This window comes from Danxiaibacter flavus (genome assembly GCF_041060425.1).
Lineage (GTDB): Bacteria > Bacteroidota > Bacteroidia > Chitinophagales > Chitinophagaceae > Danxiaibacter > Danxiaibacter flavus.
Genome location: NZ_JAULBC010000005.1, coordinates 538,219 through 558,347 on the forward strand (window position 1 = coordinate 538,219; position 20,129 = coordinate 558,347).

Consider the following 20,129-nt stretch of genomic DNA (forward strand, 5'->3'; position numbering starts at 1 on the left):
CTACCAATGGAGAAGCAGATTGACAATATAATAACTGCCATAGAAGTGGCAATTGATGATTTTCAAAAGCAGATTCCAGGCATACAGGAAAAAATGTTTAATGAGCTGCAGACGCTTGTTAAAGATCTTGGCGTGCAGAATGGTAAAATTCTGGCTAACCTGGATAACTTGAAACTGATAGGTAATATCAAGAATAAGATTGAAAGGATCATTATCAGCAATTCTTATAAGGCAAAGGTTCAGCAATTTGTAAAGTCGTATCAAGCAGTAAGAAATCTTCACGATGACTATTTTGCACAGTTTAATGTCACCTTTCCGAAGAAAGAGACGTACGACGTAATAAAGCAGCTGGCTGTGGACTCTACGCTCAATTCTCTTTTAGGTGCTGGCATATCTGCGAATGTTATCGATAAGGTTGGTGAGATTTTAAAAACCAACACGACCTCTGCCGCGTCGTATTCTGATATGATAAATCAGTTACGGAGTTATGTCCTTACGGGAAATGAAACCGAAGGAGTTCTTGAGCGTTACACAAAGCAGATAACTACGGATGCTATCAATCAGTATTCCGCTCAATACCATCAGGCAGTTTCCTCAGACCTGAATTTTAGTTGGGGTCGATATGTTGGAAGCAACATAACAACTTCCCGGGAGTTTTGTCTTAAGCTTACCAAAAAGGATTATATCCACAAAAGCGAGTTGCCGGAAATTATTAAAGGCGATATCGACGGCCATCAATGTAAGCTTTCAAAGTCTACCGGTCTTCCATTGGGCATGGTTTCAGGAACAACGCCGGGAAACTTCCAAATATATCGCGGCGGCTACAACTGTGGCCATCAATTTTTGATGGTGCCTGACAGCTCTGTGCCAGAAGCAACAAAAAATAGAATTCTCATCGTTCCAGTTGAAAAGCTTAAGAAAGACGGCTATGAGACTATTGCGCATGATGATAAAAAAGGAAATTACATCATGGCTCATCCTGACCATGTAGCCAATAAAAATAAAAAGGATGGAGCTAAGGAAATGGCTAATAATGTAGCCATGGCAAAGCTGTTTTTTGGTCGTGGATCCAGCATTGAACTAATGCCAAGTGATATTGAAAAGCCTTCCTTGGACGCGAAGATTGACGGCAAACTATGGGAATTTGAAACAGTTCATAAGGATAAGTTTTCCTCTATTCAAAATCGAATTCACGAAGCGTCAAAACAGATTTTAAACTATAATCGGGCTTTTAGAGAGCGGAATCCTGTAAACCTGGCTATCGCCCTCCCTGACAATGTTAGTAAAGAGAATATTTACAGCGCCCTTAGACTAGCGGTAAAACACAATTATAGGATTGATCGGCTCAGTCTTAAGGTTGGGGATGCATTAATTGAGTTGACAAAAGAAGATATTCACCAAGGTAAATTTTACGGAATAGTCGCTGATATGCTAAAACGATAAAAGGTCACCAATAGCGACCTCTTATCCCGAGTAGTGGAGCAGAACCCCTCTACGAATGCAACAAAATTAATATTTTTTATTTATCTGGCAAATTTTCAGGTGGTGTAATGGTGTTGACATTCATGCGATGGGCTTTAAAATAGTTGCAGCCGAACGTGCTGAACGTATAAATTGCACTGGGGTCGTATGGTGATTCATGGACATCTTTTATAATTTCATCTTTTACCCAGGCGCTCGAACAAATCCCGTATTGCTTATCACCAATCCTGGTGAATGCCCATTCCCAATGAATGCAGTATTTACAAAATCCCATTAGCTTTTGTTTAAGTATGCTTCGGTTAACAGTATTTCAACCGTCTTTTCCAAACTTACTATCTTTTTCTTTTCTTTTTTTAAGCTCAATTGCTTGTCATAAATGAGGTCCATCACTTTGGAAGAGACTTTTTTCAACAGGATTGCCATATGCTAAACTTTTAAGCAAAGTTAGAGCTATTTTCTTTTAATGCTAATTAAAAAGATAAAAAAATAATCTCAAGGATTATTTTTGAGGAGTCAATTTCTTATCACAAACACTTCACTATGGCAGACGTTTTAAAAATCACTAAACAAGATAAAACCGTTCACGTTTTACCCGTATCTAACAAAGCTTTTTGGTTAGGTTATAATAAACGCATGCCCACCGACCGAAAGGTGAAAATAGAAGTGATTGATGAAGAAGAAGCAAAGGGTCTTCCATTCTATGACAAAAGCCATGTGTCAGCATCTGACGCTCTTGCCAAACTCGATATCCTTGAAAAAGAAGGCAAGCAGAAGGATGAGCTTATTGAAAAGCTTCAGGCGCAGTTGGCAGCATCAAACAAGACTGCTCCAACTGCATCTGCAACTGATATGATCGAAAAGATCAAAGCTGCTACAAATGCTGATGAGATCCGTTTATTGATGGAAGGAGAAGAGAGAAAGACTGTCACAGACGCTGCGAATAAACGCATTGCTGAATTGACTGCCTCGAACTAACAACCACTATAACTTATTTTTTATTTTATATGAAGCTGAAAGAATTATTAACTGCTCTTGGCAAAAAAGTAAATTTCGATTTGACGAAACCTGAATTCGCCGATATCTTATCATCCGATATTGATATCCCGGATGTGATGGCAACGGCTATCGAAAAAGGCCTTATGACCGAAGATGCAGCTCTCAATAATTCCGGCATTCGCAGCAGACTTCGCGCCGAAGTGTTTAATGGCTTTGATCGCGAATTTGAAAATACCTTGGCAGACTTCGAGCTCGAAGAAGATTCTCGCACCTCAATTCTGGGCGAGAAGAAGACTATTGACAGGATGAAAAAACTGTCAACTGTTCTTAAAGAAAAAGCAGATAAAGCTGCTAAGGATGGTAATAAAGCCGATGCCGCAGCTCTTCGCCAACAGGTTACAGATTTGAACAATCAAATAAGGGACCTGAAGGCAAATCAACAAACGCAAATTGATCAGTTAAAAGCTGATAACGAAAATAATCTGATAGGCTTTGAATTGAAGTCTATCCTGGGCACAAGAAAGTATGCATTGCCTGAACAAATGGAACTGTCTGAACAGATCAATATGTCTCATGGCTTTGTATCACAAGATTTGGCCAACGCCGGTTTAAAACTCGTAAGGGAAAACGGAAAGCTTCGCTTATTGAAGCAGGACGGCACTGAACCTTATGATGATAAGAATACCCCTATCCAATTAAACAACTTCGTGGACAGCTCCTTGTCCAAACGCGGCCTATTAAAAGTCTCCGACCCAGCGACAGGCCAGCCGGGTAATGATGCACCGCCGGCCGTTCCTGGAAAGCAGCAGCTACATTCAGCCTATCAAGATGCAATGGCTCAGACAGATTCTATGTTAGCAGCGCTTCAGGATCAGAATTAAGGCGGTATTTCACTCGCTTTAATCAATATTTAATATGGGAAAAGGTTTAGCCCAACCGTTGTTACTTGCAACGAAACAGGCATTTAGTGGCGCGTCTCCTCTTTCAAAGATCACGCCTCCTGGCTTCCTGCAGGCATTGCTTGCTCAAACAAAGCCCAATATCATTAGTACGTCAAAAGACGATGGATCCGGATATCTCCGTGATGTAAAAATCAGGTACCGGAAACGCGTTCCTCCTGGAAAAACAACAACTACGGATGATTGTAGCATTCAGGCAAAACCGGCATATTCAGAAGTGATTGTTCCGTCTACAATGTTTCGCAAGTATGCATTGTTTTTTGAAGATGACGAGATATCTCGTTTTGAACATGATGCACTGGCGCTCGTTAAACCAGGTACAGCTGCAACTACCGTAGTCAACGAATTAATGGAAGCTGTGATCGAAGCAGCAAACGGTGTTCTTGCTGACATCAACGCGGACCTGCTGTCATTACAAGCTGCTAACTGGGGAAAGAATGCCGTTACTGGATCCAACGCAGCCAAGACAATCAACTTCGTTTTAAACTCTACAACAAACCCGCTTAATCAAGGCATGACCGAGGTTATGAGTGACGTTATGCTGAATGAGTTTAAAATGCCTGGTTTGTTTGCAGTTGGTTCCGGACTAATCAACAACTATTATCTGCAACAATCTGGAAAGAGCGCTGATCAGGCTGGCGTAAACACCAATGGCCTGATGCTGCCTAAACTGTATGTGGATCCTTATGCAGTAACCTCATGGGGTGCAAACAAGTTCGGACTGTTTGAAGCGAACTCAGTTCAGTTCATTAACATCTGTCGTTTCCGTGGACCAAAAGCGGGTCAGAGAGGCGCTGATGAGTTCGGTACTATGTTCTTACCGTTGTCTGACAGCTGGGGAAATCCAATTGGTGCCCTTGAGTTTGACTGGCAGAAAAGAATCATCACCTGTCCTACCGAAGTAACAATTGGTGGTGCTGAAGCTCCGACAACTGTTGGTCGCGGTGTTGTTCTGGATCTGATGTGCTCATACACATCTCTGAACATTCCTGCTGATTCTTATGAAGCAACAGACCGCTTATTTGGCAACAACGGTACTCTTCTTTACACAGCAACAAACGCGTAATGCAGTGTTTCAAAAATTATATCGGGCTTGATACTCCAGGTGCGGAAAGTGGCTTATCGCTAATATCCCTGCCAGGTATCACGCTCGATAATTTTTCTAAAATAAAGGAATCCAATTCTCAGGAAAACCAAGCTCTTTGGAACGATATTCAAAATCGTGCTATTGCAAAGTTTGCAACTGCATGCATGGCGAAAATCAACGAATGTTTTAGGATCTCTGATATCACTATCATTTCCTGTTTGGTCTGTGAAAAGAAACAATTATTCGCAACCTCTTTTTGGTACCTGTTAGGTGCTGAAACCATGACGGAGCGCATCTACAGCGACCGTGTTAATCGATACACAACGATTGACAAAGGTGAAGCTCAGGAGTTACAGGCTTACTATAACTCTCAATTTGAAAGTGAATTAGCCTCCGCTGTTAAAGGCATTTTGCCCAACGATAGCGATTGCGTGCAAACATGTGTTCCGTGTAATAGCGATATCCAGTGGGAGGTGGGCATAATATGAGCTTCTACACATCAAACGTTTCCGAAGTTCTTAACGCGCAACTGTCAAAGATTGATGCGCTACAGTTGGACAAAGTTGCGAGAGCTATGGCGGCGGCAGTGCTTCCTGAAATGAAAAAGCGCATACACGTTGAAGGCAAGGACAGTAATGGTAACCAAATCGGTACTTATAGCAATGCTTACCTGCGAATAAGAGAAGGCAATTTCAAAAACAGTGGACGGAAGTCTCGCGGTGCTAACAAGGGCCAGTTGAAAGATGCCGGAACATACTCAAAGGGTAGTAACAAAGGAGCCGGCAGAACTTCTTACAACAGGGGTGCCGATCCAAAAGTGATTCTTTCGCTTACAAGGCAAATGGAAAACGATGAGGTTGCTGTTCCGATTGACGAAAGAAGTTATGGCATTGGTTTTAACAATGAGCATAACTATAACAAAAGTCAATGGAATGAGGCTACCTACGATAAGAAGATATGGAATCTCACCGAGCAAGAAAAAGAATTAGCACGTAACGCCGCTGAAGAAGAAGCAAACAATCAATTGAAATCATGAGTATCATAAGAACAGTTGTTGACTTCATAAATGCAACAATAAAGCAGAAAGTTTTAACGAGCCCGGCTTTTGAGTTTGCAAGGCTAAGGAATATCTGTTATCCAATGCCGGAAGTCGTTGACAATGGTACAATGATCAAAATTGTTCCAACAAACATCGGTAATGACAGCGAGGGCGAAATAATCGATCTTGACGAGGACTTTCCAATATTGATTTATCACCGCATCGTAAATAAGTCCTATCAACTTGAACAGAAACAAGCGAAAAGTTTCGGTGATGGCTATAACCAGAACTGTACAGCAGATATGTATATGATTGTTTGCGCTGATAGAGGTATTGTTAATTGCCAGGCTGATGAGCTTGAAGAGTTGATCATTCGTTCATTGCCAGTCAATCTAAAGATTGGCGCAGTTAAACGATGCATACTCGCTCCATATCAATCAGATCTTGATTTTATTAAAATTTTCAAACAAGAGTTTCAGCAGGTTCAGTATTTCCTCAAGCCTGAGCAAATCTTGTTTCAGATAAAGTATAAGCTACAGGTTGATACTGACACAAATTGTACTATTTAAAAACTATTCAAATTTCTAAAATGAAAAAATTGATTGTCATCGCACTTGCGATTATCTCTTTTGCCGCAGAGGCACAAACCACAAAGGTTCTCCTTAAGCAGGAAAATAACTACCTGTTTAACTATGGCAGACAAATCAAAGCAACTACAACTGATGCAACTCAAAAGACCATCGACAGCGTCCCAATCGCAGCCAATGAAGCTGGAATATTTGAGCTACAGGTTGTTGGTTTAAGTACAGCTGGAGAAGCTGTTACGGGATCCACTATCACTAGGTATGTAAAGAAATCCGGAACGCTGACTGTGGCCACTGATTCTATCATTCTTGCAAAGGTGACGGATACAGGCGTTACGAATGGAGCTTATGCTTGGTCCGTGTCATCTGACAATAATTTACTTCTGAAAGTCACCGGGCAGGCATCCAAAACAATCAACTGGATAGTGAACGTCCGGCGAATTTCCCAACAGTAAGGCGGTTTATTCTCCGTTTTGAAATCCAATTTTTTTAAATAAAAATTTTTTTTTATGCCACTTTCAGACATATACAATTGCGATGACCAAATTGGCACACACATATTTGATCCGTGTCCGACCAATCGCGAATATGGCAGGGTGCGTAGTGCAGGTTTCATAAAAAAAACTTACCTGGCTACACTTCTGGCCGCTCCAACTACAGACACTGCCTGGAAAGCAGGTATTGAATCCGGAGACATTATTGTTATTCCTGAAACCGCCGGTTCGTTTGATCCTGGTGATCCTAAAGAGCTTAAAGGTTATGGCAACCGTAAAAGCTCAAATGGTCCGCGTGCCCAACAGCTCGTATTTAACGATCCGAACTATACGGACAACTACCAGTTCTATAACGCGCTGACGAACATTACACAGTTCGTTGTATTCTTTCGCACAAGCTCTCTTGTGCATATTGCAGACGAACCTGCAGTAATTGTCGCAAAGGACAAAGTTGAAGATGATTTGGAAAGTGAAGTAACATGGGAAGTTACCAGTAAGTGGGATTCGATAAATATCCCTTCAATTCACGACGCTGCAAATTTGGCTTCGATCTTTGATGGATCATATGTTGCAGCTCCTACCAGCTTTGATTCAAACATCACACCTGGTGCATCCGCAGTAACAGCCAGCGCAAATGGAATCACCTTTACAGTTCCTACCGCAGACGCTGATCTGAAACTTGAGTTCAACAAGATCACCTCACCTTCCGGTACGCCAATCAGCATGACGCTCAAGATCGGTACAACTACAGTAGCCACTGTTGACTACCCATCTGATTATGCTAATAAGCCGTTCAGGTTTACTGATTCAGCCGGCACTCAACACACAGGAATCTTCCGCTCATCTACCGGCAACACAACACTCACTTAACAAATCAAAGCCCACTTCGGTGGGCTTTAAATCATTCCGTATGGCTACAAATGTGTTTGTAGGACCAAATTCTGTTGTGGCAACGAAAGCCGCCCTGATGACAGAGCTGGGCCTAACTGATACGAATTGTCTGATTGCGTTTAAAACGACTACGGACGGTTACAAGAGCTGGCAACCTGGTCGCGAGATCAACGCTTTTAACAGTATCGCGAAAGATGATGGATTGATCCTCATTATGCTGCAAGATCTCGACTTGACAGAATTCTTTGCGCCTCCGATCATCGCTGGCAGTGGTGACAGCCAAGACTATGAATTTATTGACATGAGCGACGAAAACATTTAACAATGGCAATTACCAACCAACAAACTGGATCTACTTATACAACGTTGCTGGATGCGCTTAACGCTCTTCCAGCAACGTTTGATAAGGATTATTCTATACTCGTAGCCCAGGATGTTAACCTGGGCTCTGCTGCGTTGACATTGCCAGTTAAAACGTCCGGATCTTATAAGCTCACAATAACTTTTGATGTAGCTACCAGAAAGATATACACAGACAACACTCAAACGTCTACACTCATTGTTGGTAATATCAACAACTTTGTTCTTGACAAGTGTATTGTAAGCAATCCTAACTATGGCAGCACTTCCGCACGTGCAATATTGATCAACGGATCCTGCAACTCTATCAAGCTTTCAAATGTAAAGTTTGACGGATGCGCTTATGGCGTAGGAAACAGCAGCTCTTTTGCAGGGATAGTTTCCACACTGACATTGGACAATTGCATGTTTCAGAACTGCTCACAAGGAGCTACTTATATCGGCGCTGGCACTATAACGAATGGCGACTACACTCAACCGTCTTCTGCATATAATTACACAAATTGCACGTTCACCAAATGCATTGGACAGGATGTAAATGCAAAATCTTTTATTCCTGGTACCAGTAATAACACGAACGTCCAATTTGTGGCGGTTAAATGCTACAATCTGACCGTTCAGGATTGCCAGGTTCTTACATCATCCAACAAAGGATTTGACTTTGAACATTGCCAAAACTTAACCATCCAGCGGAACTATGTAACTGATACCGCTTGGGTAAATGCTAATAATAACCCTATTATTATAAACAACGTCCTTGGATTGCGCTTTGAACGTAACCTGGTCGCAGATAATAATAACACTGCAAACGCCGTACAGGTCAACTACAACAAAACGACTTACTTCAACTCAAACACGATTGACACAGCTTCAGGAAAGCCTCTGAACTCCACAAACTTTCTTGACTGGAAAGAATTGTGTAACAATATATTTTGGTCTCGTGGCAGCTACGTTCAACTCGTTAATTCTACCGCTGGGCTCAACTTCAACACCGAATTTCAACTCGCAAAAAACAACTACTACCGTTGTGATGGAAACGTAAATAGTGTGAACGTGCAGGTTGGCACCACGACTCCCGGAGCCAATGTTACTATTAAAAGTAATGGGGATGCGACTATTGCAACTTACCAGGGCAATGGATACGAACTTGGTTCATTCTTTGTTGGTTCTGGAGCTGCTACTGGGGACAAAGCTGAAATATTCAACAAAGGCACCGTATCTACCAAGCCAAAATTTATGGTGTTGGTTACAGCAACAGCATCTGTATTTCAGAAAGGTGATGCAACCAAAGGCGGAGCCAAAGATGTCCGCGGTTGGAATATTCAAGCCGGCACTCCTGACATAGGTGCTTATGACAACTCTGCAACCGATCCGACTGCAACACACAACCCTCCTCAAATTTCATTATCTGTAAACCGGCCGGCCGGGATTAAGAGCGATTCAACTTTTAATTTCAGTGCTGCAGTAAATTTTTTGGACACTGGAGCAACGGCATCAGCATGGCTTTGGAATTTCGGTGATGGTACCACTTCAACATCACAAAATCCATCAAAGCAATATACCAGCCTGCCATCATCCGGAAACACATTTACAGTTGTATGTACATTGACGGATAGCAACGGCATGACAGACACGAAGACCTTGTCTGTTAACGTATACAATGATGGCGTGGAAATTATCGGTGGCAATGCCAACGGAGAGGTGTACACAGGATCCGCTGCTTTAATGAATGCAGCAACACGCGTGTTTAAATCCTCACCGACAGGATCTTTAACGCCTCTTACAGGCAACATCTCTATTGCGATAAAAACCACTACTGTACAGGATTATTTCTATTACAGCAATGGCGATGCCGGTAATTATCGCGTTACCATCTATACTGATCTAACTTTCACCGGTGGCCAGAAATGCTGGGTACGTTCGCTTACCAGTGAGAATGGTGTTTGGATGCAGGGCCGTACAAATATCAATTGGGTAGGCTTAAAATTTACTACTGCTACAGGTCTCGGAGGTGTTCGTTGCACAAATGGAAAATCAAACGTATTTATCCAGTGCGACTTCACTGATTCGCAATATGGTGTTTACATGACAGGTGCCGACGGTTATGACTTTTACGACTGTACGTTTACCAGGACTAAGGTCAGCAAAATGTACATGAACGCTTGCAGCAACATTACGTTTGTTCGCTGCAATCTAACTTATGACGGAACCGACACGGAAAGCACTTACACTGGTACCAGACAGCAGCTTACAATTGGCAACTGTTCCAATATCCGCTTCTTAAAATGCACTATTTCCGGAAATGGAAACTGGGATTGTTTTATCAAAGGCAATCAACTAAGGGATCTTATTTTCGATGGCTGCTTTATTGAGAAATTCAATCAACAGGTGTTCTGGTTCATCAACGGACCTGCTGGTGAATTCAATGCACAGCGCGTTACTATCCGGAACAACATCTTTAAGAATTCGATGGTGGTGGCCGGTCGCGGATCTGCAGCAATTTTTGATCTTACAGATTGCTACTACTTTGACATTGCCAACAATACCATTTTTGAAGATCGTGCCGGCACAGCTGGCCTCCGCTTCTTTAATGTTACCGGGACTTCTGCAATGATCCACTATTTCAACAACTTGCTTTATGTTAAAGATTCTAATCCGACAGCAGGCGGCGCAGAATGTAACATATTCCGAATAGTAACTACCGGAAACACTTCAGACCAGCCAACCTTTGTGGCCGACCACAATTATTACATGTTCCAGGATGGCGCCCGGACGAAGATCAAGTGGGGAAATGTCAATAACGTTTCATACCGTAACCTCGACAATGCAGTCGGAGCAGGATTAGAAGCTGCTAATAGCGTTCAATACGCCAACGATGTAGCTGCTACAAACCTGATTGACACTACGACAATGGAGCCTGTGGCCGGATCTCCTTTGATTGGCTTTGGAACAGACGCGATCATGGCACCGTATGACTACGATTTGAACACTCGCTATTCAAATGGTACAATTGGCGCAAAGGAATATGTAAAGTCTGCTTACACGCTTACTGCAGCTTCTTTTGTTGTAACCAACATGAGCAAAAAGGCTAATCGCATTGAGTACACTAGCGACAATGTCTCTTACAATATTCCTTCACTGGATCCTTTGGTGTTTGCAAACTTGTTTGCACCGCTAATCAAGGATTACAAATGGGAGATCACTGGAGGTGACTATTCAAACACGCAGTATGCGGGCAATTTTGGACTATTCTTCGAATTAGAGCAGACTTACAACGTAAAGCTCACGATAACAAAGAATGACAATAGCACGCTTGTAATAAATAAGCCAGGATTCTTTGTGGTGTCCAAACCAAGACCTATACCTGAGTTTAAGATTTCTAAATACAGGATATTTAAAGGCGACAAGGTTGATTTTATCAATGAAAGCCAGTTTGGCGCAACCTATGAGTGGACGATCACCAATAGTGCTACTACTGTTTCAGAAACTATTACAACAGAAAACATTTCTCAAAAGCAATTCGATACCGTTGGTGTTTTTGATGTAAAGCTGAAGGTGACAAACACCATAGATAACGACACGAAAGAATACAAGCGTACGTTACACGTGAACGATGAATTTGCTCTTCCTTACCAGATTTACGATACAGAGCGCGCAATATACTACTCTGATGAGCAGATCAATGTATCTCAGTACACACGGTTCAAGAAGAAAACTGATGTTCACCGTTGGTTTATTCATAATTCGAATACCGGTGACCTTGTATATACCAACCCGCAGAAATCTCCGACAATTCCTGCTGGTCGCATTCCTGCAGGCGACTATGATATCCTGTTCGTTATTTACAACAAGAACGGTTCTGTACTGAATTGGCGAAGACGCGCGTTCTGTGTGCTTCCCATCGCCAGCACAGCACCAAAGTTCAATAAGGTCTGCACTATTACTGATCGCTTTGTGGATCCTATCTCCGGAAATAGTTATGATGGTGTGAGAGTTGACGGGACAAACGACAACATTGCTCCTGGAACAATCATCGTGCTTACCGGTGAAGCAAGGCGTGTTGAACTTACTTACCTGAAAGGAACGGCAGAGGCACCTATTGTGATCGTTCCGGGACAGGATGAATTTGAGATCAAGATGAACAGCTTCAACGGGTTCCACATGGTCGGATGTGAGCACGTTGTAATTGCTGGCCAGTTAAATCCATCCCGCCAAAAATTAGGCTTCAATGTTCATAATGACACAACGGGCATTCCTGTTCATGCATCCAGCTCTTGTGTAAACGGAGAATATTTAAGTACCTACATGCGCGTAATGGGTTGCGAATTGTGGAACTCTGGTTTTACAGCCATGCGCATGAAAACGGAGCCTTATGGTGAGTCTCCACAATATTGGCGTGGTACCGGGTTTATTCAAATGGATACCCTTCTTCATGATAATGAAGTGCATGACACAGGTGGAGAAGGAATGTACCTCGGTGGAACGACGGCAGACGAAGCAACATCATACTACCAACCATCTGTTCCGGACATCAATGGCAATGTTGTAACTAAATGTTTCTGGACGCCATTGTTTAACACTAAAGTTTGGCGAAACAATGTGTATGCAACCGGATGGGACGGAATTCAATGCGGCAATTGCTTTAGAGGTGCAGAAGTTCACGATAACGTTGTTTTGAATACCGGTGTAGCGCAGGTAGCAAACCAAGGATCCGGCTTTAGTATCAACAATGGCTTCCAGGGAGACATCTATTACAACATCGTTGATAACAACATTATCATGCAGCCGGGTAAAGGGCTGACCAGGGTATTTGCAAATTCCATTGTTCGTAATGGTGGTAATGACTCTATATACATCATCAATGACGGTCATGTCGCTGATTGGAATTTTGATAAAACTCCGACCAATGGACCTTACGGTGGCCAGTGGGATGGTGTGACGTACTATGATGGTAGCGCTACACAACTGGAGTTCTATGCTAACTCGATGATGACAAACAGAATGGCATTTTATTTTTTGAGTAAGATGCCAAGCAATATCATGCCTTCTATCAAAGTTTACGGCAACCTGGTAATTTACTCAATCGTCTCATATAACAATTTCGATCCGTTAAGGTCTCCGCAAGCACCCGCAGATATGCCACAGCGCAAGTTGGTATATACTGCTTCTGAAACCGGTGGCTTTATATCCGATAATGTTAAATCCTTCCAAAACGTGGTTCGTCGATTCGATGACATTGACGACCTGCAGCTGAGTAATATCGTGAAGGTCGATACTTCAATATCTCCCGGATCAACAGCACTTTGGAAAGAGTTTCCGGATCCTGTTTTCGCTGACATGATATCCCGATCTAACTACCTGGGTAAACTGTTCAGTGCGGAAGGTTTGCATAATAGCAATGCTGCAGGTTTTGTCACCATCGGTGCGAACACACTGCCGGCTTATACAGGTGGCGCATACAATCCAAAGTATTACAACTTTATGGGCGGCAATACCGCTGAGAATAACGCCTATACGGGTCCTGCAGACACGATAACCATCGATTACGAGGCAAATGTCTTGGTGGTCCATGATGGCGTAACTGCAGGCGGCAAAAGGACCGTAAAACAGGGAGCCACAGGATTTTTTATGATCGGGACAAAGAAGTATGTCGTTGACAAAGGATCCTTTGTTAATATCATTGAAACCGGTGGCGGAGGCGGAGGAACTACTCCAACTGCCTCCGGAGCTGTTCAGAATTTCAATGTAGTAGCAAACACCAATCAAAATGCAGTTAACTGGGGTGCGCCTGCAAGCAACGGCGGATCTGCTATTACATCCTACAAGCTTTATCGTGGCACCGCGTCTGGATCTCTTACTTTATTCAAAACGTTGAGCTCGAGTCAGCTCAACTATATTGATACCGAAGTAACCAACGGTACAAAGTATTATTATCAGGTTACCGCTGTGAATGGTGTAGGAGAATCAATCCGTTCATTAGAGAAGAGTGGAATGCCCCTTGCTGCGAGCAACGATGCTGAGTTTGTAACAGTATCGGGATGGGACGACGCCTATCCTACACAAATGGGATGGCTGTATAAACCAGCGGGATACAATAACGGTAACACCAATAAATATCCGCTGATCATCTTCCTGCATGGATCCGGGGAGATTGCCAACTCTTTAACGGCTGCTCCGGGAGGCATTACCAAGCTCGCAAGTCAAGGTTTGCCTTTGCTACTTAAAAACGGACAGGTGATGAACTCGCTTGTATTCTGCCCACAGATCCTTAATTCAGATTTCAGGAATGACAGGCCGAATAAGGCACTGAATTTCATGATTGCAAATTGCCGTGTCGATACAAATAAAGTGTACCTCGTAGGTCTAAGCTTAGGCGCTCAGGGCGTATGGTATGCAAGGACACAGACACCTCAAATTTTCGCTGCAGCCATCATCGCAAGTGGTGCGGGCAGTCAGACCAATACAACCGGGTATAATGCCGCTAAAAAAGTAAATGCTTTGTGGGTTGGCGGAGATAATGACACCACTCAGCCATTCTACAGCTCTGGTGTTACCACAACACCTGTTGCTCTGCAGACCGGCATGAACACTTACGGACCTGCTCCGGATGTGCCAGATCAGATGATCGTTATTAAAGGAGGTACTCATAGCGCGAGTGTTTGGAATGATCACATGTTTGATAAGTCAAAAGCTGGTTTTGATTTCGAACAATGGCTACTTCGTTTCTCACTGGTACCAGAAGACGCAGCTACAAATTTTGTAACATGGATAGAAGGCTTGGTATCTGCCGGCAAATGGGATAACGTTCTCTTCAGTGTATCCGACGCGCAGGCCTTCATTACAAGGCTTACAGATGGCACCGTAAAGACCAATCTGCAGGCCAGGTTAAACGCAGTAACAACGGCGCTGGATGGAAGAGGCAAACGCTTTGTGATCGATCTTGGTGCAGCATCCGGAAACTACAACTATTTAGCTTCAGGCGCAGCGGCTGCTTCAGTTAGTTCTCTTAAAGATCAAACTAACACTGCAAGCAGCTACGGATTGCAGGTTATAACAGCTGGTACCACTGGCACGACTGAGTTCACCACGTCAAACTACTTTCCAACAAAATGCTTTGGCTTTACATCACCTGTAATGCGAAATGGTTTTGTCGTAAATGGATCCGGTGGCCAGTATAAGATAACAGGCCTCAATCCTGCGAAGACTTATCGAATGCTATTCCTTGGAGGTATTGATAAGACCGACGCGGCCAATCCTGCAGAGCTTACGATCACAATAGGTGTTACCTCGAAGTACAAGTTCACTCCTGGAAACAATCGCGATTTTATTGAGTTCTCCGGGTTGACAGGGCTAAGTGAGTTAACGTTCAAAGCACAGAGCTCTCCGAACCTGGCAAACAGTGGATCCGTAACAAAACTGGAGAATGGCGCCATCCAGACAGCAACAAGCAATATATCCTCTTTCAAGTCATGCGATACATACTTGAACGCAGTAATTCTTATAGAAACGACAACTATTTAAAATGTTTAGAGCAAACAATCTTCCGGAATATATCGAGGTCGACGGACCGGCCACCGGCGAAATCACTTTTGAGGATTTTAAGGCGACGGTGTGGGAGTACCAGCTGGCCAGTCTCGCGCGCACGGATCCTGGTCATCGTGTGATCATAAAAGAGCTGGTCGTGATCGGTGATCCAGCACAGGAAAACATATTTGAGGTTGGTCCTAACAGTGATCACAGCCGAATCATATTGATCGACTGCGAACTGAGAAACATTACGCTGATCACCCCGGAACCAACAACACCTTCTTATTAAAACTTACTGAAATGGCAGACGAAACACAATTTAAAAGTTTGACACCGGAGGAACTGTCAACATTCATCGGCAGAGATCGCTGGATAGTGATCAACAAGGTTACAAGACAACCAATAGTTTGTGATGGTCAGACGCCAGGCGGACAACCGCAGGCACTTGCTACGAATGTTAACAACACTTTTACCAGCTCGGATGGCAAGACGGTTGTAATCGAAAATGGTGTAGTTAAATCTATCACTTAATAAAATCCAATACAATGACACTACTTGACGCCAATGACAGCAACTTCTTATCGAACGTAGGCGAAAAGCTCACTGTGATCGGAGCTCTCGCATTCTTCCTCTATTACTTCATGAAAGAATTGAAAGAGGTCCGCGTTCAGATGGATACGCTCAGAAAGGAGTATGAAGCAAAGCACGATGTAATGTTCGAAAGAGTCGTGGAATGTGAGAAAAAGAGTACCGAGGCTTTGAACAAATGCAGCGACAGCAATGATCGTCTTGCGGAAGCTGTTGATTCTTTAAAAGAAAAATTAAACGTATGAACCAGCAAACCCAGCGCTTAGGCATTGTAGCCCTGCTGATCCTCTGTTTGGTTTTATCGCTACAAACCTGCTTTAAAAAAGTGCAACAGGTTAGCGATCTGAAAGATGTTGTAAATGCCAGCCAGGACACCGTCAAAAAATGGAAGGATAAAGCAGGCAATGAACATGCTCAAAAAGTATTGGTAACCGCTGATGTCTCACTTTTAAAAGCGGTTTACCAAAAGCAGATCGATAGCATTACCGACCTGCTTAATATCAAGCAGAGCCAGCTCGAAGCGTACACAGGCGTGTCTTTAAAAAACTCTGGATCCATCAGGCCAAAAGTAGACACTATTACCCTGGTCGATTCAAGTAAGGAGTATCAAATAAGCTATTCTGATCGATGGCTTTCACTTAGTGGCAAGCTTGGTAAGGATCCGCTGATCAATTACGCATTCACCGACTCGCTGACCGTAACGGTTTATCATAAACGCAAAAATTTGTTCTCGCGATCGCAGACTTACATAGATGTAGTGAGTCTTAATCCTAATGTCACAGTTACCGGCCTGACTGGCTTCCGGATTCCGGTTAAGAAGCCCGGGCGTTTCGGCGTGGGTCCATATTTCGGTTATGGCTATAGCGATGGTAAATGGCAGCCATCTGCAGGCATTTCAATTCAATATTCACTTATAAGATTCTAATATGAGTAAAATAACTACAAATAACTTAATCACAGGTGAAATACTTAATAAAATCTGCGCGCAAATAAGTGCAGCAAGGGCGTCACAAATCGCTGATGTCATTAACCAAGTGTTTCCCACATACGGTATGACAGATCCGCGGGTAATGCAGGCTGCTATCGCTCAGATTGCTCATGAGAGCGGAGAGTTTTCAATTAAAAGCGAGAACATGAACTATACCACTCCGGAAAGGATAATGGCTGTCTGGCCGAGTCGGTTTAAAACTGTAGCCGATGCAAAGCCATACATAAAAAATGCACAAGCTTTAGCCAATAGGGTTTATGGTGGGAGGATGGGGAATAACCAGCCTAATGACGGATACAGCTTCCGCGGCGGCGGCTTCATGCAATTAACCGGCCGGGAAAGTTATGAGAAATATGCCCGCTACAAAGGCCTATCTGTCGAGCAGATTCACGAGCAAATAAAAACTTCTGATTTCTTTGCAATGGATAGTGCGTGCTGGGAATTCTCGATTGACAAGGCTCTAATTGACGAAGCCATGACCGGCAATTTCTTAACTATCACGAAACGGATTAATGGTGGATTAATTGGTTGGAATGAGCGTCAAAAATATTTCGACCGAGCAAAACAGTTTATTTCTCACTAGTCATCTCTTCAATCTTTTTTATAAGAGCATCTGCCTTTGTTACATAAGCGCAATTATAAGCATCATCTGTACCAGATTGAATACCGATAAGTTTGATCCGTTTGGACTTGGATTCATCAATTGCGAAAATTGGTGCCCCAGACATTCCTGGTATGACCTTTGGACTCAATCTTATATAAAGCGAATCTAAATTTCGAGCTTTATAGTAAGGGTTATAAAGACCTGTATCTGCAAAATTACCCTCATATTTCTTTGACTTTACTTGGTCGTTATAGGCGGTAAGAGTGGGATAGTACCAAGCTTCTGAGACAGGAAAACCGTAGGCAAAAAACGAGAGATTCTCGGACCGTTTCCTACGCTTTTTTATTAAGAGATCTTCCCACTTCAAAAAATTTATTTTTGCGTCCAGGAATAGGTCAGATACATCGATCACGTAAACATCTGGATATTCAGGAAAGGGATTCTCAGAAGATTCCTTTTGTAATTTTTTAATGTAATAAGGCAGTTGTTGAAATCGAAGATTACCAAGTGTGTCAGAATATCTGACCAGCCAATAGTCGATATTTGTGGGAACTGTTTTTAACGTATATACATCACGCGTTGTAATAACGTGATATGCACTTACCAAAAATAATTTAGATCCTTTTTTCACGAAAAAACATGTAGCATAATTACCTGCATTCGTAAGATCGCTTGCAGATCTTGCAAATAATAGGCTGGGATTCACAGCGCTACCAACCAATAAATAGCTATACTTTTGGTAATCGTTTTCCGGTAGTTGTGCGCATAGATCTAAAGATCCTAATGTCAAGCATATCACCGAAGACAGCAAAAAGCATTTAATTGAATCAGGAATTTTACGTTCTAAATTTCGGGCTTGTGAGTATAACGGGTTTTTCTTGCAAGAGCCATGAGTACGTACAGAGTTAAAGGGCATAATACGAGAATTTGAAAACAAATTAGTTTTTTTTCTTTTTGCCTCAAAATTTATAAGAACGTTTAGAAAATATTTCACAGTTGGGGAAATAAGCAACTCCAATTGTATGAGAAAACAATCTATATTAAGAACACCGTTGAGTTACTACGGCGGCAAACAGAAGTTAATTAAGTACCTGGTCAAATTTACTCCAGAGCACAATCTTTACGCAGAACCATTCCTCGGTGGTGGAGCTCACTTTTTTGCAAAAGCCCCAAGCGAGATAGAGGTGATTAACGACACCAATGCCGAGTTGGTCAATTTTTATCGGGTCTGTAAAAACAGGTTTCATGATCTGCAGGCGCTTGTAAGAGTAACCTTACATTCCAGGAAGGACCATGATGACGCGTGGGTGATCTACAACAAACCACATCTTTTCGATGAGGTCCGGAGATCCTGGGCTGTTTGGGTATTATGCACGCAGAGCTTTTCAGCCATGATGGATGGTAGTTGGGGCTACGATAAAACGGACAACACCACAACTAAGAAGATCTCCAACAAGCGTGATCAGTTTATTGAAGACATAGCATTTCGACTTCAAAATGCCCAGATTGAGTGTGCAGATGCCCTTTACATTATTCGTAGCCGGGATAGCGAAAAATCATTCTTTTATTGTGATCCTCCGTACTATAATTCTGATTGTGGTCATTACGATGGCTACAGTGAAGAAGACTTTGAACAGTTACTGAAGTGCCTATCGAAGATAAAAGGCAAATTCCTTTTAAGCAGCTATCCATCTGATATACTAAAAACGTATAGCAGCTCCTATGGATGGCATATGTTTTCCGTTGAGCAAAATGTAAGTGTAAATTCAAAAAGCGGCTATCTGAAAAGAAAGGTGGAAGTACTGACAGCAAATTTTCCGTTGAAATAAAAATAGCCCGGACTGTTTCATGTGACGCCAATCGACACAAAACCACGTTCCCGTGTGTCCGGGCCGTATTCTTGAGGAAATAAGCCTGGTTACGGGGAACATGGTTAACAAATATGTGTCGATTGGCGGCGGCGAAGATAATGCATTTGAAAATTATCGAGCTGACCCTGAGGAACCAGGCGATTACATAGATCAAACGCCAATTCATCACACATTTTTGCTCAGGTGGAAGTTGCCTATCCTTTCATCTCGCTGACTTTTGGTTTATAGATAGAAAGGTTTGGCTTAGCTAGACAGATCTTTATAAGACGCTCTTCATTCACAATTTTATTTTGTCTTAACTAGCGCAGAAATATTGCAGCTTTATAATTTTCATTTAAGGAACATACCAACAGCATGTTCTCTTTTTGGTTTAAAATTATTTTAAACATGAAAGTTGGCATCAAAAATGAGAGTATAAGCTTGGCTGAAATTTTTAAATTGTAGTCAGATTGTAAGTAACCTCACAAATGGTCAAAGAATATCGAGTCTTAGGAGCCCCGAATGTCACAGAATTGCAGCTGCAAGTCAATTCTTTAATTATACAACATGTTGGATGGGAGCCATTTGGCTCATTAATTTACGTTGGCGATTTATTTTATCAAACGGTAGTCAGGCGGTAAAAGCAGTTTGATCGGTCTATTTGACGCCAATAAATACAG

At 42.5% G+C, this 20,129-nt stretch carries 20 protein-coding genes; 17 read left to right on the forward strand and 3 right to left on the reverse strand.

The genetic code is table 11. The annotated features are described in order from the left end of the window. Positions 1 to 6 precede the first annotated feature (6 nt). Entirely contained in the window at positions 7 to 1,443 is a 1,437-nt protein-coding gene (locus QTN47_RS17120; RefSeq protein WP_369330624.1) for a hypothetical protein, read from the forward strand. 76 nt (positions 1,444 to 1,519) lie between these two features. Here QTN47_RS17120 and QTN47_RS17125 read toward each other — a convergent pair whose 3' ends face one another. Both QTN47_RS17125 and QTN47_RS17130 read right to left on the reverse strand, forming a co-directional pair. After that, positions 1,520 to 1,756 (reverse strand): hypothetical protein, encoded by a 237-nt coding sequence (locus QTN47_RS17125; RefSeq protein WP_369330625.1) that lies wholly within the window; start codon positions 1,754 to 1,756, stop codon positions 1,520 to 1,522. After that, a complete protein-coding gene (locus tag QTN47_RS17130) occupies positions 1,756 to 1,905 on the reverse strand; it encodes a hypothetical protein (protein ID WP_369330626.1) in 150 nt (49 codons plus the stop codon). Before QTN47_RS17130 ends, QTN47_RS17125 begins: the two co-directional genes overlap by 1 nt. Before the next feature lie 117 nt (positions 1,906 to 2,022). Between QTN47_RS17130 and QTN47_RS17135 the strand changes: the two genes are divergently transcribed. From QTN47_RS17135 to QTN47_RS17205, 15 genes are read left to right on the forward strand one after another with little or no spacing between them, the layout of a single operon-like run. Beyond that, entirely contained in the window at positions 2,023 to 2,457 is a 435-nt protein-coding gene (locus tag QTN47_RS17135; protein ID WP_369330627.1) for a hypothetical protein, read from the forward strand. A 29-nt stretch (positions 2,458 to 2,486) separates the two neighbouring features. Next, on the forward strand, positions 2,487 to 3,359 hold the full coding sequence (locus QTN47_RS17140; RefSeq protein WP_369330628.1) for a hypothetical protein: 873 nt from the start codon (positions 2,487 to 2,489) through the stop codon (positions 3,357 to 3,359). A gap of 34 nt (positions 3,360 to 3,393) precedes the next feature. Next, positions 3,394 to 4,503, forward strand: coding sequence for a hypothetical protein (locus tag QTN47_RS17145; protein ID WP_369330629.1), 1,110 nt, complete (start codon positions 3,394 to 3,396; stop codon positions 4,501 to 4,503). Continuing rightward, positions 4,503 to 5,012 (forward strand): hypothetical protein, encoded by a 510-nt coding sequence (locus QTN47_RS17150; protein WP_369330630.1) that lies wholly within the window; start codon positions 4,503 to 4,505, stop codon positions 5,010 to 5,012. Before QTN47_RS17145 ends, QTN47_RS17150 begins: the two co-directional genes overlap by 1 nt. After that, a complete protein-coding gene (locus tag QTN47_RS17155; protein ID WP_369330631.1) occupies positions 5,009 to 5,560 on the forward strand; it encodes a hypothetical protein in 552 nt (183 codons plus the stop codon). The genes QTN47_RS17150 and QTN47_RS17155 overlap by 4 nt, the downstream gene beginning before the upstream one ends. Then, positions 5,557 to 6,132, forward strand: a complete 576-nt coding sequence (locus tag QTN47_RS17160) for a hypothetical protein (RefSeq protein WP_369330632.1) — start codon at positions 5,557 to 5,559, stop codon at positions 6,130 to 6,132. The genes QTN47_RS17155 and QTN47_RS17160 overlap by 4 nt, the downstream gene beginning before the upstream one ends. 20 nt (positions 6,133 to 6,152) lie before the next feature. Then, a complete protein-coding gene (locus tag QTN47_RS17165) occupies positions 6,153 to 6,602 on the forward strand; it encodes a hypothetical protein (RefSeq protein WP_369330633.1) in 450 nt (149 codons plus the stop codon). Positions 6,603 to 6,656: 54 nt separating this feature from the next. Next, positions 6,657 to 7,511: a hypothetical protein gene (locus tag QTN47_RS17170; RefSeq protein ID WP_369330634.1), complete on the forward strand. Its 855-nt coding sequence runs from the start codon at positions 6,657 to 6,659 to the stop codon at positions 7,509 to 7,511. A gap of 40 nt (positions 7,512 to 7,551) precedes the next feature. Further along, entirely contained in the window at positions 7,552 to 7,854 is a 303-nt protein-coding gene (locus tag QTN47_RS17175; protein ID WP_369330635.1) for a hypothetical protein, read from the forward strand. A gap of 2 nt (positions 7,855 to 7,856) precedes the next feature. Then, on the forward strand, positions 7,857 to 15,413 hold the full coding sequence (locus QTN47_RS17180) for a right-handed parallel beta-helix repeat-containing protein (RefSeq protein ID WP_369330636.1): 7,557 nt from the start codon (positions 7,857 to 7,859) through the stop codon (positions 15,411 to 15,413). Position 15,414: 1 nt separating this feature from the next. After that, positions 15,415 to 15,708, forward strand: coding sequence for a hypothetical protein (locus tag QTN47_RS17185; RefSeq protein ID WP_369330637.1), 294 nt, complete (start codon positions 15,415 to 15,417; stop codon positions 15,706 to 15,708). 11 nt (positions 15,709 to 15,719) lie between these two features. Then, on the forward strand, positions 15,720 to 15,950 hold the full coding sequence (locus QTN47_RS17190; protein ID WP_369330638.1) for a hypothetical protein: 231 nt from the start codon (positions 15,720 to 15,722) through the stop codon (positions 15,948 to 15,950). A gap of 14 nt (positions 15,951 to 15,964) precedes the next feature. Beyond that, positions 15,965 to 16,252 carry a hypothetical protein gene (locus tag QTN47_RS17195; protein WP_369330639.1) on the forward strand — a complete coding sequence of 96 codons (288 nt, stop codon included), beginning with the start codon at positions 15,965 to 15,967 and terminating at the stop codon, positions 16,250 to 16,252. Continuing rightward, on the forward strand, positions 16,249 to 16,932 hold the full coding sequence (locus tag QTN47_RS17200) for a DUF6549 family protein (protein WP_369330640.1): 684 nt from the start codon (positions 16,249 to 16,251) through the stop codon (positions 16,930 to 16,932). The genes QTN47_RS17195 and QTN47_RS17200 overlap by 4 nt, the downstream gene beginning before the upstream one ends. Position 16,933: 1 nt before the next feature. Further along, positions 16,934 to 17,578 carry a glycoside hydrolase family 19 protein gene (locus tag QTN47_RS17205; protein WP_369330641.1) on the forward strand — a complete coding sequence of 215 codons (645 nt, stop codon included), beginning with the start codon at positions 16,934 to 16,936 and terminating at the stop codon, positions 17,576 to 17,578. Here QTN47_RS17205 and QTN47_RS17210 read toward each other — a convergent pair. After that, the gene (locus tag QTN47_RS17210) at positions 17,565 to 18,593 is read right to left on the reverse strand and encodes a hypothetical protein (protein WP_369330642.1); all 1,029 of its coding nucleotides are present in this window, start codon (positions 18,591 to 18,593) and stop codon (positions 17,565 to 17,567) included. The two genes, QTN47_RS17205 and QTN47_RS17210, sit on opposite strands and share 14 nt — an antisense overlap. 28 nt (positions 18,594 to 18,621) lie before the next feature. Here QTN47_RS17210 and QTN47_RS17215 point away from each other — a divergent pair, with 28 nt between their 5' ends. Further along, complete coding sequence (locus tag QTN47_RS17215) at positions 18,622 to 19,428, forward strand: DNA adenine methylase (RefSeq protein ID WP_369330643.1); 807 nt, start codon at positions 18,622 to 18,624, stop codon at positions 19,426 to 19,428. The last annotated feature ends 701 nt before the right edge of the window (positions 19,429 to 20,129 follow it).